General features: G+C 40.2%; 14 protein-coding genes. 10 read left to right on the top strand and 4 right to left on the bottom strand.

Annotated features, from left to right (window positions below):
* Positions 1 to 3: 3 nt before the first annotated feature.
* Entirely contained in the window at positions 4 to 468 is a 465-nt protein-coding gene (locus AAEY97_RS07370; protein ID WP_101086126.1) for a cytochrome c3 family protein, read from the bottom strand.
* 75 nt (positions 469 to 543) lie between these two features.
* Positions 544 to 1,008 carry a hypothetical protein gene (locus tag AAEY97_RS07365; RefSeq protein ID WP_101086125.1) on the bottom strand — a complete coding sequence of 155 codons (465 nt, stop codon included), beginning with the start codon at positions 1,006 to 1,008 and terminating at the stop codon, positions 544 to 546.
* A gap of 518 nt (positions 1,009 to 1,526) precedes the next feature.
* Between AAEY97_RS07365 and AAEY97_RS07360 the strand changes: the two genes are divergently transcribed.
* From AAEY97_RS07360 to AAEY97_RS07325, 8 genes are all read left to right on the top strand, one after another.
* On the top strand, positions 1,527 to 2,486 hold the full coding sequence (locus tag AAEY97_RS07360; RefSeq protein ID WP_101086124.1) for a LysR family transcriptional regulator: 960 nt from the start codon (positions 1,527 to 1,529) through the stop codon (positions 2,484 to 2,486).
* Positions 2,487 to 3,029: 543 nt separating this feature from the next.
* A complete protein-coding gene (locus AAEY97_RS07355) occupies positions 3,030 to 3,815 on the top strand; it encodes an AzlC family ABC transporter permease (protein WP_162022308.1) in 786 nt (261 codons plus the stop codon).
* On the top strand, positions 3,812 to 4,114 hold the full coding sequence (locus AAEY97_RS07350; protein ID WP_059746143.1) for an AzlD domain-containing protein: 303 nt from the start codon (positions 3,812 to 3,814) through the stop codon (positions 4,112 to 4,114). The genes AAEY97_RS07355 and AAEY97_RS07350 overlap by 4 nt, the downstream gene beginning before the upstream one ends.
* Before the next feature lie 97 nt (positions 4,115 to 4,211).
* Positions 4,212 to 5,627 carry a UDP-N-acetylmuramate:L-alanyl-gamma-D-glutamyl-meso-diaminopimelate ligase gene (mpl, locus tag AAEY97_RS07345; protein ID WP_101086121.1) on the top strand — a complete coding sequence of 472 codons (1,416 nt, stop codon included), beginning with the start codon at positions 4,212 to 4,214 and terminating at the stop codon, positions 5,625 to 5,627.
* A 25-nt stretch (positions 5,628 to 5,652) separates the two neighbouring features.
* A complete protein-coding gene (locus AAEY97_RS07340; RefSeq protein ID WP_350997717.1) occupies positions 5,653 to 6,312 on the top strand; it encodes a flavin prenyltransferase UbiX in 660 nt (219 codons plus the stop codon).
* A 7-nt stretch (positions 6,313 to 6,319) separates the two neighbouring features.
* On the top strand, positions 6,320 to 6,850 hold the full coding sequence (gene hpt / locus AAEY97_RS07335; protein ID WP_011638672.1) for a hypoxanthine phosphoribosyltransferase: 531 nt from the start codon (positions 6,320 to 6,322) through the stop codon (positions 6,848 to 6,850).
* A gap of 144 nt (positions 6,851 to 6,994) precedes the next feature.
* Positions 6,995 to 7,930, top strand: a complete 936-nt coding sequence (locus tag AAEY97_RS07330) for an ABC transporter ATP-binding protein (protein ID WP_101086323.1) — start codon at positions 6,995 to 6,997, stop codon at positions 7,928 to 7,930.
* Positions 7,930 to 8,700 (top strand): ABC transporter permease, encoded by a 771-nt coding sequence (locus AAEY97_RS07325; protein WP_350997714.1) that lies wholly within the window; start codon positions 7,930 to 7,932, stop codon positions 8,698 to 8,700. Before AAEY97_RS07330 ends, AAEY97_RS07325 begins: the two co-directional genes overlap by 1 nt.
* A gap of 83 nt (positions 8,701 to 8,783) precedes the next feature.
* Here the strand turns inward: AAEY97_RS07325 and AAEY97_RS07320 are convergent, their stop codons facing one another.
* A complete protein-coding gene (locus AAEY97_RS07320; protein ID WP_350997711.1) occupies positions 8,784 to 9,740 on the bottom strand; it encodes an integron integrase in 957 nt (318 codons plus the stop codon).
* A gap of 374 nt (positions 9,741 to 10,114) precedes the next feature.
* Here AAEY97_RS07320 and AAEY97_RS07315 point away from each other — a divergent pair, with 374 nt between their 5' ends.
* Positions 10,115 to 10,564 (top strand): hypothetical protein, encoded by a 450-nt coding sequence (locus AAEY97_RS07315; RefSeq protein WP_350997708.1) that lies wholly within the window; start codon positions 10,115 to 10,117, stop codon positions 10,562 to 10,564.
* A 485-nt stretch (positions 10,565 to 11,049) separates the two neighbouring features.
* On the opposite strand, the gene AAEY97_RS07310 is transcribed toward AAEY97_RS07315, so the two are convergent.
* Entirely contained in the window at positions 11,050 to 12,093 is a 1,044-nt protein-coding gene (locus tag AAEY97_RS07310; RefSeq protein WP_123884363.1) for an IS110-like element ISShfr7 family transposase, read from the bottom strand.
* 187 nt (positions 12,094 to 12,280) lie between these two features.
* Between AAEY97_RS07310 and AAEY97_RS07305 the strand changes: the two genes are divergently transcribed.
* The gene (locus tag AAEY97_RS07305; RefSeq protein ID WP_350997705.1) at positions 12,281 to 12,700 is read left to right on the top strand and encodes a hypothetical protein; all 420 of its coding nucleotides are present in this window, start codon (positions 12,281 to 12,283) and stop codon (positions 12,698 to 12,700) included.
* Positions 12,701 to 13,538 lie beyond the last annotated feature (838 nt).

The raw sequence follows: 13,538 nt of genomic DNA, 5'->3' as shown, positions 1-13,538 counted from the left end.
TACTTACCTCTGCACCGTGTGACAATTTCGGCACACATTACTGCGATCTTTTGATCCTAAGCCCATTATGGGGTCAGATTCAGGATGCAGTTTATGGCAAGATGTACAACTCACTTTTTGAGCATGTACGTTGTGAGTCCACTCTGCTTGGGATATCTTTTTAGGCGAATGGCATTTCAAACAAACGTCATTTTTAGCGTCTATTGTAATGTCGTTTCCCGCGGAAAATACCATCAGGTCATTGGGTTTTTTAGGGTGATTTCCTTGCTCACCATGGCATGAACTACAGCTCATTTTTAGCTGTGCTTGGGCATGGTGGCCTAGCATTGCACCATTGCGTTTATGGCATCTCATACATGAGTCATTGTTAATTTTCTCAGTAGAGTTAGCGCTATTTGCTCCCTGACTAATAAGGGCAAACGACAATACGCCTACACTTAACATCAGTAGCCAGTTATTCCGGGACATAATCAGTCCTCTCTACAATCATGGATTATCAAAAAATATCGGGTGAAAACAGATTGTCTTCACCCGACAGGGTCTTCATACCGGTAGGGATAGCTTTAACATTTGCATGTCGTAAGGTTTGCCTCGAACGATTTCAACTAATTTAACGTTGAATTTTTCAAACAAACTTTTTGCGTTAGCATCATCTTGTTGACTGAAATCAGAGATAACCAATTTCACTTCCGACGAGTCATGATCTATCACGACATAATCGAATCGTGTATGGTTTTCGGCTGCGGTTTGGGCATCCATTTCGAACACGGTATCGATTGGAACGTTGCAACAAACATCATATTTGCCGCCCACCATTGTTTTTAGTGATTTTAAAAAGTTAAAGCTCTGAGTATCAAAAAGCATTTTTTTGAACTTAATTGAGTGCTCTTCAGTGTCAGTTTTGAAGAACTTTATACAAGTCATAATGAAAATTACTAATATAAAGGGAACTACAATAAACAGCACAGAGTACACAAATGCATAACTTAAAAAGACTGAAGTAATCATATTATCCTCCAAAAAATCGTTTTTAATTTATTGTTTTATGAATTAAACATACGTCATTGACGTACGATTAATATTATCCTTATATTTTGGTTTTTAATTGATCGTAATCAATTAAATGATGTGCTTTTAATTTATTCGATCGTAGTTATGATTTAGGTCTTATTGTTTTTTTCTGCATTTTAAGTTGATATATATTTGAAATAAACAAAGTTGATTTGAAAGTTATTAAGTTTAAATTTGAATTTTTAAAATATTGATATATTGAAATTTAATAAATCAATATGTGAATATCTGTTTTCTCGAAATTCTAGTTGTTTAATTGGATATTACAATACATGAAATTAGCTTTTACTAAACATTGCTCCAATCGATGGAAGCATTCTATGTGAAATATGTCGTGTTAGAAAATTATTTTTATGATCTGGAATAAGTAATCATTGAATACTTAAAATAACATTATGAACTCTTTTGAAAAGCGTTAGAATGCTAGGTTATATACCTAAAATGGAGTATCTAAGATGAAGCCAATTGACTTAGATAAATTAGATTTATTAACACTATCTATATTAGTGAGTCTTTATGAAAATAAATCAGCGACGCATGTTTCTAGAATATTAGATGTGCCAGCTTCGAAGATAAGTCGTTGTTTACACACAGCAAGACTAATATTTGGTGATGAGCTGTTTATTAGACGGAAATACGGATTAGTCCCAAATGATTATGCGGGAAAAATTTATCCCATTGCTAAAGAAATAGTGGACTGTGCTAAAAATTTCAATCGAGTTAATAGTGCTGAACAATCGCATAATCGATACTTTGAATTAGTCATTCCTGGAATGATTGCTTATGCCTATCCGCGAGCATTGATGAAATCCATTAAAGAACATAATAAAAATATCCATATTAATGTGAGTAGCTGGAATAGTCATTCTCTGGAAAGCGTGATTAGCGATCCACACAGTATTGTGATGTGTTGCTGCAAAGGCCCTGAAGAGATCCTCTGTTTTGACCAAAAATTACAGGTTGAAGTGCTTGCGACAATGAACCGACAATACTTACTCAGCTGCAGAAAGCACCCTATATTAAAGCAAGACATCTCTCTAGAAACCATTGCTAAATACCCATATATCAATACGCTTATTGGTATCCAGGCCCCCATACTCAACCCATTCCAGGAGTATTGTCAGGCTAAGGATTTATCTCTGAATACCGAAATGACCATTACCAGCGTGTCTTCTTTATTTGATTACCTCTCAGACTGTCAGTCATTGGCAATAACACCCTACAAAGCAGTGTATGACATGTTAGATGATGACTCTGGTTTACATGCTTGCCAGTTATCTGAGTACGAATGCAATCGTCTATTTGAGGTTGTAGAGCCATTAAAATTGGTTTTAGTCACTCATCCTAGTGTTGACAATGAAGATGCAGCATGGTTAAAAAAGCAAATTCGTGAATTAACCCATGAGCTAATTTAATATAAAACGAGTTAATATGAAGGTTCGCATTATTGCCTAATGAGTGAAATTATAATAATTCCTGTATATTTAATAGAAATAGAAATAGAAATAGAAATAGAAATAGAAATAGAAATAGAAATAGAAATAGAAAATAGGGGGTAAGGGATCGGGAGTTTAGCTCGCTGGTATTTAGTTATTAATATTTAGTTCCTTAATATTTAGTTATTGCTTATTTTTAAAGATGTAAAATGTCATTTTTGCATCTTGAAAGAGGGGTTTTGATATCTAATTTATTAAATTAGAATGTTGGTTATACAATTTGCAAGGTTCACGTTATCATTGTTTGTGCCTATTGATATTAAGTTAATGTATCAATTTTTTTATATTTCACTAATAGATTTTATACATAATAATGAAGCCCCTCAAGATCTTAACCCACAGCATAGTTTGAAAATTCTCCATAATGATCAGTTTTCAGGGGCTTTATTCATTTATTCACGTTAAGCTAATCTTCTTGTCACTTAGCGCGTTAGCGTAATCAGTGCAGCATAAGGAGATGATGTGAGCGCAACCGAATCTATCAGTATCACTACCACTAAAACCAAATCATTTTTAGCTGGCGCGCTTGCCGTTATGCCGCTAACGATAGCGGTGATCCCTTGGGGGATTTTAGCGGGCTCGTTTGCCCTTGAAGTTGGCCTTACAGCCGTTGAAAGCCAAGCAATGTCGGCCATTATCTTTGCTGGCAGCGCCCAGTTAGTTGCGCTTGGCATGATAAAAGCCGGTATTGGTATCGGCAGTATTCTGATAACCACCTTACTAATTACTTCAAGGCATTTATTGTATGCCATGGCCATGCGTACTCATATTAGCCCGTTGCCGCTTAAATGGCGTTTAGGGCTAGGGTTTTTACTCACCGACGAACTCTTTGCTATCGCTAATCAAACTCACAGTGGTGATAAACCAGGCCAACATCAGTTTGATCGTTGGTACGCTTTGGGCGGCGGGTTAACTTTTTATGTCGGCTGGAATATTGCTACATTGCTCGGCATTGTCGCAGGGCAGTCTATCGACAACCTAGGCGAACTCGGGCTCGACTTTGCCATTGCAGCCACCTTTATTGCCATAGTGGTACCGACAGTAAAGAAGCCGTCAATATTAGTGTGCGTTTTAGTGTCGCTTACGTTAGCTGTGGTGTGCGCAGTATTCGCGATCCAAGCAGGGCTGTTAATTGCCGCTATATCGGGTATGGCTGCAGGCATGACCTACGCCAAACTGACTAATGAAGGAAGTGCAGTGGCAACCGATGTCGATTCAACTCCTAACGCTAAGGAAGATAACGCATGACCTGGCTGATTATTTTATCAATGGCAGCAGTGGTATTTGTTAGTCGGCACTTACTGCTAGAACCTAAATTGCCTATTCGGTTAAGTAAAAATACCTTAACGTTTTTAAGCTATTCAGCACCTGCGGTATTAACCGCCATATTAGCCCCTATCGTATTTGTGCCCGAAGGCCAGCTGGCTATTAGTGTGCATAATCCTTATTTAACCTGTGCGCTAGTGGCCACTGTGCTGGCTTACGTCACCCGTAATACCTTGCTCACAACCGTGCTCAGTATGGGGCTGTTTTTTATTTTGTATTAACAACATACCCTAGATTAATTTCAATCATTGTTAACTGACATTCTGTGGCGCAATAGATTAGAATAACCGCCATATTACGGACCAATTAGAGTTGAGTATGCACGTACACATTTTAGGTATTTGTGGCACTTTTATGGGCGGTTTAGCCCTACTTGCCCGCGCAATGGGCCACAAAGTTACCGGCAGCGATGCCAACGTTTACCCGCCGATGAGCACCCAGCTTGAGCAACAAGGTATTGAGCTAATCCAGGGGTTTGATCCGGCTCAATTAGGCAAAGAAGGCGACAACCAACCAGACTTAGTGGTTATTGGTAACGCCATGAGCCGCGGTAATCCGTGTGTAGAAGCAGTATTAAATCGCGGCATAAAATACACTTCTGGGCCGCAGTTTTTGGCTGAATATATTTTGCAAGACCGTTGGGTATTGGCGGTAGCGGGTACACACGGTAAAACTTCTACTTCAAGCATGCTTGCGTGGGTTTTAGAGTACTGCGGCTACGAGCCGGGTTTTTTAATTGGCGGCGTACCGCAAAATTTCGGTGTGTCAGCACGTTTAGGTAACTCAGTGTTTTTTGTTGTCGAAGCCGACGAATACGACAGTGCCTTTTTTGATAAACGCTCTAAGTTTGTTCATTACCATCCTCGCACTTTAGTGATCAATAACCTTGAATTTGATCATGCCGATATTTTTGCCGATTTAGCGGCGATCCAACGCCAGTTTAATCATGTTATTCGTACAGTGCCGGGCGAGGGTAAAGTGATTTGGCCTAGCGACGTTGAAGCCGTACAACAAGTGATTGATATGGGCTGTTGGAGCGAGCAAGAAATTTATTCTAAAGCCACAAGCTTAGCCAGCGATTCAGCTCAACAAGGTGAACCAAGTGCTTGGCAGTCGCGTACTATTGCCGACGATGGCCATGAATTTGAAGTGCTGTTTAAGGGCGAGTCGCAAGGAGTATTAAACTGGGCATTAATAGGTCAGCATAATATTGAAAATGCCATAATGGCAATAGCGGCTGCTCGTCATGTGGGCGTAGCGCCAGGTCATGCTATTGAGGCGTTGGCACAATTTAGTCCACCAAAGCGTCGTTTAGAGCTATTAGCCACAGTAAACGGTGTGGCGGTGTATGACGATTTTGCTCATCATCCAACCGCTATAGCCACTACATTACAAGGGTTACGGGCTAAAGTTGCATCTAGTGACAATCCTAATGGCAACATTATTGTGGTGCTAGAGCCGCGCTCAAACACCATGAAAAGTGGAGTACATAAAGATACTCTCGCCAACTCGATGGCATTAGCCGATGTAGGTTATCTATATCAAGCGGATAATATTGGTTGGGACATTCATGCCAGTATGGCTAACGCGCCAATTCCTGTGACTGTGTTTAACAACATTGAAGATATTATTAGCACTGTCGTCGCCACAGCAAACCAAGGTGATACCGTGGTCATCATGAGTAATGGTGGCTTTAATGGGATTCACCAGAAAATTATTAAGGCTTTAGCGTAAGGCTTTCGCCGACAGAGGGTACAACATGGCCTACGCCAAAAAAGCTAAAGCAATTAGTCTTGCCTGGACGGGGGCATCTGGCGCTCCTTATGGCATTAAGCTGCTGGAATGTTTGTTAGCGGCCGATTACCAAGTTTTTTTAATGATATCCAGTGCAGCGCGGGTGGTATTAGCCACCGAACATGGCTTGCAACTGAGCGCAAATCCACAAAAAGCCAAAGAGCAATTAATTGAACAGCTGCATAATGCCGATGAGCCATTAAAAGGTGAGCTAGTCGTATTAGGCAAAGATGAATGGTTTTCGCCGCCAGCATCAGGCAGTGCTGCGCCTAAGCAAATGGTGGTTTGTCCGTGCTCAACTGGCACATTAGCCGCTATCGCGACAGGCATGAGTAATAATTTGCTCGAAAGAGCAGCAGACGTAGTATTAAAAGAGCGCGGGCAGTTAATCCTTGTTCCGCGTGAAACTCCGTTTAGTGCCATACACTTAGAACATATGTTAAGCCTTACGCGAAACGGTGCGACCATCATGCCAGCAGCCCCAGGCTTTTATCATAATCCCAAATCGGTTGAAGATCTGGTAAACTTCATGGTTTCCCGAATACTTGATCATTTGGGCATTGAACACGACTTAACGAGTCGCTGGGGATACGGACGTACTCAGTCACACGACATCGACAATTGAGAGATTTATGAAGCACACCATTGAAATGATGATTTCAGAACAAGAAATCAATAAAACCCTAGACCAGCTAGCAGAACGTATTAATGCTCATTACGCCGACAGTGAACGCTTATTAATGGTTGGCTTATTAAAAGGTTCTGTCGTGTTTATGGCCGATTTGTGTCGCCGTATCAAAGGCCATGTTGAAATCGATTTTATGTCAGTATCAAGCTATGGTAATACCATGAACAGCTCGCGTGATGTGAAAGTGCTTAAAGATGTACAGTCTGACATCGCCGGCCGTGACGTATTAATCGTTGAAGACTTAATCGACTCAGGTAACACCTTAAACAAAGTGCGCGAGATGTTATTACTCCGTGAGCCAAAAAGCTTAGCGCTTTGTACATTATTAGATAAACCAGAGCGCCGTGAAGTCGATGTTTATGTCGACTTTATTGGTATTACCATCCCAGACGAGTTTATTGTGGGTTACGGTATCGACTACGCAGAGCAGTATCGCAACTTGCCTTACATCGCTAAAGTGGTTCCATTAGATTAATGAGATTTGTATACACTCCCGCTACAGGCGGGAGTTTTGTTTTGGGCGTCAGAATATTTCAGCGTCTTTCTCATTTACATTACGTCATAAGCAGCACGTAATAAAAAGTGTTTAATTCGCAATTCATGGATTAGAGGTATGACAATGAGTAACACCAACAATGCATTGGTGATCGAAAACCTTAAAAAAACCTATAAAGGTGGCGTAGAAGCCGTTAAGTCGATCAGTTTGACGGTAAAGCAAGGTGACTTTTTTGCCCTGCTTGGCCCTAATGGTGCGGGTAAATCTACCACCATCGGCATTATCAGCTCATTGGTACAGAAAACCGCAGGTACAGTGTCGGTATTTGGTTTTGATATTGATAAGCAGCTCGAACATGCCAAGTTATGCATCGGGTTAGTGCCGCAAGAATTTAACTTTAACCAGTTTGAAACCGTGCAACAAATAGTGGTTAACCAAGCAGGTTACTACGGGGTACCAAAAGCGGTTGCATTAGAGCGTGCTGAAAAGTACCTCACCCAACTTGATTTATGGCAAAAGCGTCACGCCCAAGCCCGTGAACTGTCTGGCGGTATGAAACGCCGTTTAATGATTGCCCGTGCGTTAATGCACGAACCTAAATTATTGATTTTAGATGAGCCAACAGCTGGGGTCGACATTGAACTGCGTCGTTCAATGTGGGAATTTTTAAAGCAAATCAACAAGCAAGGTGTGACCATTATTTTAACCACCCACTACCTTGAAGAAGCTGAAATGTTGTGTCGCACCATTGGTATTATCGATACCGGTTTGCTGGTGGAATGCACCACCATGAAGGCATTATTGAGTAAGCTAGATGTTGAAACCTTTATTTTCGATTTACGACACGATCTCGACGTAGCACCAATGCTCACCAATATGAATTGCCGCTTAACTGACGCACATACCTTAGAAGTCGATGTGGCCAAATCGAACAATATCAATGAATTATTTACTCAGTTAACAGCAGCCAATATCGAAGTATTGTCGATGCGCAACAAAGCTAACCGCTTAGAAGAATTATTTGTAGAGCTGGTAGAAAAAGCCAAGGAGTCAAAATAATGAACAGTCTGTATTTTGTGGCTTTTAAAAGTATTTTAACCAAAGAAATTAATCGCTTCACCCGTATTTGGATCCAAACACTAGTGCCGCCAGCCATTACCATGACGTTATACTTTTTAATTTTTGGTAATTTAGTTGGTAGCCGTATCGGAGAAATGGGCGGCGTTACCTACATGGAGTTTATCGCGCCAGGTTTAATCATGATGTCGGTGATAACCAGCTCATATTCTAATGTAGCCTCATCGTTTTACAGCGCCAAGTTTCAACGCAACATTGAAGAAATCATGGTGGCCCCAGTGCCACATTACGTGATGATAGCCGGTTACGTCGGTGGCGGCGTCGCCCGTGGTCTAAGTGTTGGTTTAATTGTTACCACAGTGGCGATGTTGTTTGTTGATATCTCGTTACATCATGTTGGTTTGGTCGTGCTAACCATGTTTTTAACCTCTGTGTTATTTTCACTTGGCGGGTTAATTAATGCGGTATTTGCCAAAAGCTTTGACGACATCAGTATTATTCCAACATTCATTCTCACACCATTAACCTACTTAGGTGGGGTATTTTATTCGTTATCGTTATTGCCACCTTTTTGGCAAGGTGTATCGGGCTTAAACCCAGTTGTGTATATGATCAACGTATTCCGCTATGGTTTTTTAGGTTTTGCTGACTTAAGTGTACCGTTATCCATCGCAATTATGGTTGGTTTTTGTGTCAGCTTATGGATACTGGCTTACTATTTGATATCGCGCGGGATTGGGTTGCGTAGCTAAGTCTCATAGGCGGTAAGCCGCAGCCAAAGCGGTTGTTATCATCTCAGTGTAAAAGGGCTCGTAAGAGTCCTTTTTTGTGGGCGTTATCTATCTATTGGGCTGGTAGTATGACTAAAGCGAGAACCTATAACATGAGTATACAGTTCAGTCGTTTTAAGATCTGAATGGCCTAATAGTTCTTGAACAGTACGAATATCGGTACCATTTTGCAGTAGTTGAGTCGCAAACGTATGCCTAAAGGTATGTGCTTTTACTTGTTTCGGTATTTGGCTGATTAATACTGCTTTGCGTAATTGTTTTCTAAATGTTGTTTCGTGAATATGATGACGACAAATATAGCCATCATATGGATGTGTACAGCGCGTCGATGAGGAGAAAACATACTGCCAAGATAAATCTTTAGCGGCATTACCATATTTGCGTAATAGTGCAGGTTGCAAAGATGCTAACCCATAACCTTCACTTAAATCTTGCTGGTGGCGAGCTTTTACCATACTAAATTGGTTATCCAAAGAATGGCTTAAGGATTTTGGCAATAATGTATAACGGTCTTTTTTACCTTTGCCTCTAAAAATAAATAACGTATTATTCTGTATGTTTACATCTTTAATTCTTAGCTTTAATGCCTTATTTATTCGTAATCCTCCACCATATAGAAGTGATGCAATTAACCAATATTGGCCAGAAAGGTGGCTAATAATGTTTTTAGCCTCCTCGTGGGTTAGCACTGTCGGTATGGACTGCTCCCGCTTAGTAAACGAATAACGTAAATCCGATATCTCTCTTCGAATAATATGTTTATATAGATAAATAATTGCGCATAAAGCTTGGTTTTGTGTTGCAGCACTTACCTGCCGATTGACTGCTAAGTGATTTAAGAAACGCTCAATTTCGGCATTACCCATGTCTTGAGGATGTTTTTTGTCATTGAAAAGGATAAATTGCTTTATCCAATATAAATATACTTTCTCTGTTTTGATACTGTAACGACGAGTGCGAAGTTCGGTACGAATTGACTCGAGAAATGGTGATGTTGACATATCAACTCCTTTTGATTCAAACTAACATTATAGCTGTATATATATACAGTTATAATTCATTCTTGTAAAAATGCCAGTTTTGTTCTCGTTATGTAATCGCAAAAATTCTCGGTTTTACCTAAAGGACAATGCTATCCAATTGAATTAGCTTATTTTGTTAAAAAATCGGATCTATATGACGAGCCATATCATTCTCGGTTATCTAAATTCTCGCTTTCGTCCAGACTAAAGGGTGATTGATTCGAGTTAACTAAGCTGATAAGTTACTAAAATTATTAATAAATAAAGTGGTATGGATGTTGAGTTTTGGTGAGCTTCTCAGGATGTTTATTGGAATTCTCGCTAAACGCTGTTAGGCATATACAGGAAGTATTGTGTTAGATTCAAGACCGAATAAACCTCTCATACTAGGCGCACTATTCAGTGCAGTTGCAGCTTTAGCTCATTTGGGCTGTATTATATTTGGTGGTGATTGGTATCGCTTCTTCGGTGCGGGGGAGCAAATGGCTAAGATGGCTGAAGCAGGGGAATCTTATCCTACGATTGTTACATCTGTTTTAGTTTTAGTTCTTTCAATTTGGTCTCTATATGGATTATCTGGAGCAAGGTTTATCACTAAGCTTCCTTTTTTGCGTACGGCTTTAGTTCTTATATCATCTATTTATGTATTACGTGGTGTGTCATTCGTTGCATTAATGCCTATGTTTCCTGAGAATAGCATTAAATTTTGGCTTGTAAGTTCAACAATATGTTTAAGTATCGGTATGTTATATTCAATTGGTACTTATCAAAGTTGGTCAAAGCTAGGTGCAAAACATGCCTAACACATATGAGCCTTCCACCAGTCAATAGGCGAGCCTAACTTATTTGACTGCTTTTGCAGTCAAATTAAAATCAATCAACAAATTCATCTACTTCGTCTGTCATTTAGCTGTCAAATCATCGTTTACAGCAAACACATATAGAGGCTCTCTTAGTGCGATCTTATCGCTGCCTGACTCTTTTCAATCCGTTGAAATATCAGGGGCACTAGACATTTATCGGTTAACCCTAAGATGGCACTATTCAAGTCAGAGGTGCTTTTTGCACAGTTAGTTTCAGGCTCATTTAGGGTGTAAACGACTTTGTTGATTGTATTTATTAATGCGCGCCAATAAGGTGTCTAATCAAGGCAACGTAGCTTAAATAGCATTTGGCATAGTGATGATGGTGAGAAGTCATTGCTTCATTAGCCACATCATTCACGGTCATGCTCGCTTCTCTTTTTAAGAGTATCTAGTTAGACGTTCAGCTCACCTTATTGCGCGACTTATCCTTTTAAGAATCGTTGTTCATCAAACACCGTTTTGTTCTTCAGCATGAAATAGACGCAGCGACCAAGCTTATGTGCCAGTGCAGACAACGCCTTTGCTTTACTCATTCGTTTTTGTAATCGATTAAGGTAGTTACGTGCTTTGTCATTGCCTCGCAGGTAAAGCACCGCTGCTTCTGAGAATGCCCATTTCAAATGAGCATTACCGATTTTATTGCCATTGGTGCCATAGGTTTTACCCGCTGATTCTGCTTTGCATTTGACCAATCGAGAGTATGAAGCAAACTTTTGTACTGACTCAAATCGACTGATATCACCGATTTCATAGAGGATTGTCAGTGACAAAATCTTGCCAATACCTGGTACTGTTTTCAGTAATTCTAAATAGACGGGATTATGGTTTTTGGCCTGTTTTTCAATGAACCATTCAACCTGTGCGAGTTCCTTTGCATAACAATCAAGTAGTGCCATGTCTAAATCAATGTTGCGTTGTACGATAGGATCTTGATATTGCTCGCGAAGTTTTTGTCTTGCAGAGATGTTTTTAAGATTAAGTTCAGTGGCAGGTAAATTGTATTGGCTGTTGGTGTTAACCACATGACCTTTGAGCATGGCCCCGTGACGGACAATCTTCATTCTTCGGCGCAGTAGATCACGAGCTGCGCGCATTTCACTTGGATAATCATAAGCTATTGGAAAGTTACCACCACGCAGTAGTGTGGCAATTTTAAAGGAATCGACTTTATCATTTTTGGTTTTACCACCGTGAATCGCCTTCATATAAAGCGCATGACCTAAGATAAAATCAATCCCAAGTTCAGCACACCAGTCGGACACCCAATACCAGCAATGCATGCACTCAACTCCGACAATTACATTGCCGATATAAGGTTCTAGAATGAGTAATAAGTCATCTTTACTGGCACCTATCTTTTTATGAGCTACAACTTCCCCTTTAGAATCAATGATACAGACATAAAGTAAACGTGCATGTAAATCGATACCACAGTAGTATGGATGTGAGTTATTATAAAATCTCATTGAGCTTTCTCCTGTTGGTTTAGTCACCTTAAGCATACCGCTGATGCGTCTTGCTAGGGAGGGGGCTCAATGAGTATCAAGTCACTCAAAAGGACTAAGAAACAGTTGGTTCTTGCTCGTACCTCGCATATTATAACCAACAATTTTTAGCCTATTAGTGAGGCGTTATATTTTTTAAAGGGAATTTATGAGTTCATTTGTAGTAAGACATCTTCCGGAAGAACTAGGTGATGTTACGAGTATCTATAAAAGCGTTAAAAAAACACCATTTTCTTATACTAGCAAAAAGCATGAAGCTGAAAAGGCTGCTACTGGTAAGTATATTTATGTCATTGAAAGAGAAAAATCTGGCAAGAATATCATTTATAAACTCGCATACCGCTACAAATGTTCTGCTTGTTTCAAACCAGCAGGCACCAATAAATGGCTTGAAAAGTTTGATTTTAAAAATACCGTAGAATACGGTTCTGAAGCTGATTTACAGCTATTAGAATCACCTAAAATTATTACGAACCCTGATTTTAATAGTTGGTACAAAACTAAAACTTTAGGTATGTGCGAGCTTCCCGCTGAACAAGAAGCAATATTAAACTCCTTGCTAGTGTAGTGCAGACAAAAATATAACTAATAAGGATAGGCCGCGCGAAGCCGCGTCCTTATCCCAAGTGTTGAACAAGCCCGAACACCTGAGAGTGACTCTTTATTATGTAATTAACAGCTCGAGAAAACGCGCTGTTTGATGTGATAGTTATCGTGCTAATTTTCTGTAGTCAGCAAGCTCCCTTAGCCCCTCTGCTAATTTTTTAACGCTATACTTTCAGTATCTTAAATTAACTCCTTCATCGTATGATTCTTTAACATGGCAATTCTTTTAACATGGCCATATATGGACGCTCCCGGTGAGTCAAGATAATACTCTGCTCACCGAAGGCTTTTTGGCCTTAGTTTTCTATACAACATTCTCACTCTTATCGTTGCTTTTGATGTGCTCATTTACCGCTAGAAGCGGTTGTACTGCCATATATACGGGCTTAACAGCCAAGCTGCGCCCCTAATGAAATCCGTACCACTGCGCCTGTCAATTGAAACACCCATGCGGATTCGGCTTTCCTATCCTTGGCCTATTCGGGCTAGCACTGGTTGGACTGAGCCATTTCTTCATCGTTCACAACAACCCTGGTGAATATTTAATGTGCTATCTTGCGGCTCTTATCACCCAGTCGGACTCGGAGTCCTTGGCCAGACCGAGCTCTGCAAGATAGCGACAACAGTGTTAACAAGTACCATGGTTTACACCTTGATTTGCTGCATATTGCGGAGCATAAGGCACTTGTTTTTGTAATAAAATCCATATCAGTCTGGCGAGTCCCCCCTGTGTCAGGATTGTTGTCACCCCTTAAAATCATCCAATAATTAAATAGAGGGGGCGGTCAATGAGAGCTCAA

Source organism: Shewanella sp. TB7-MNA-CIBAN-0143 (genome assembly GCF_040310065.1).
In the GTDB taxonomy this organism is placed as follows: Bacteria; Pseudomonadota; Gammaproteobacteria; order Enterobacterales; family Shewanellaceae; genus Shewanella.
This window is presented reverse-complemented; position numbering and strand designations above follow the sequence as displayed.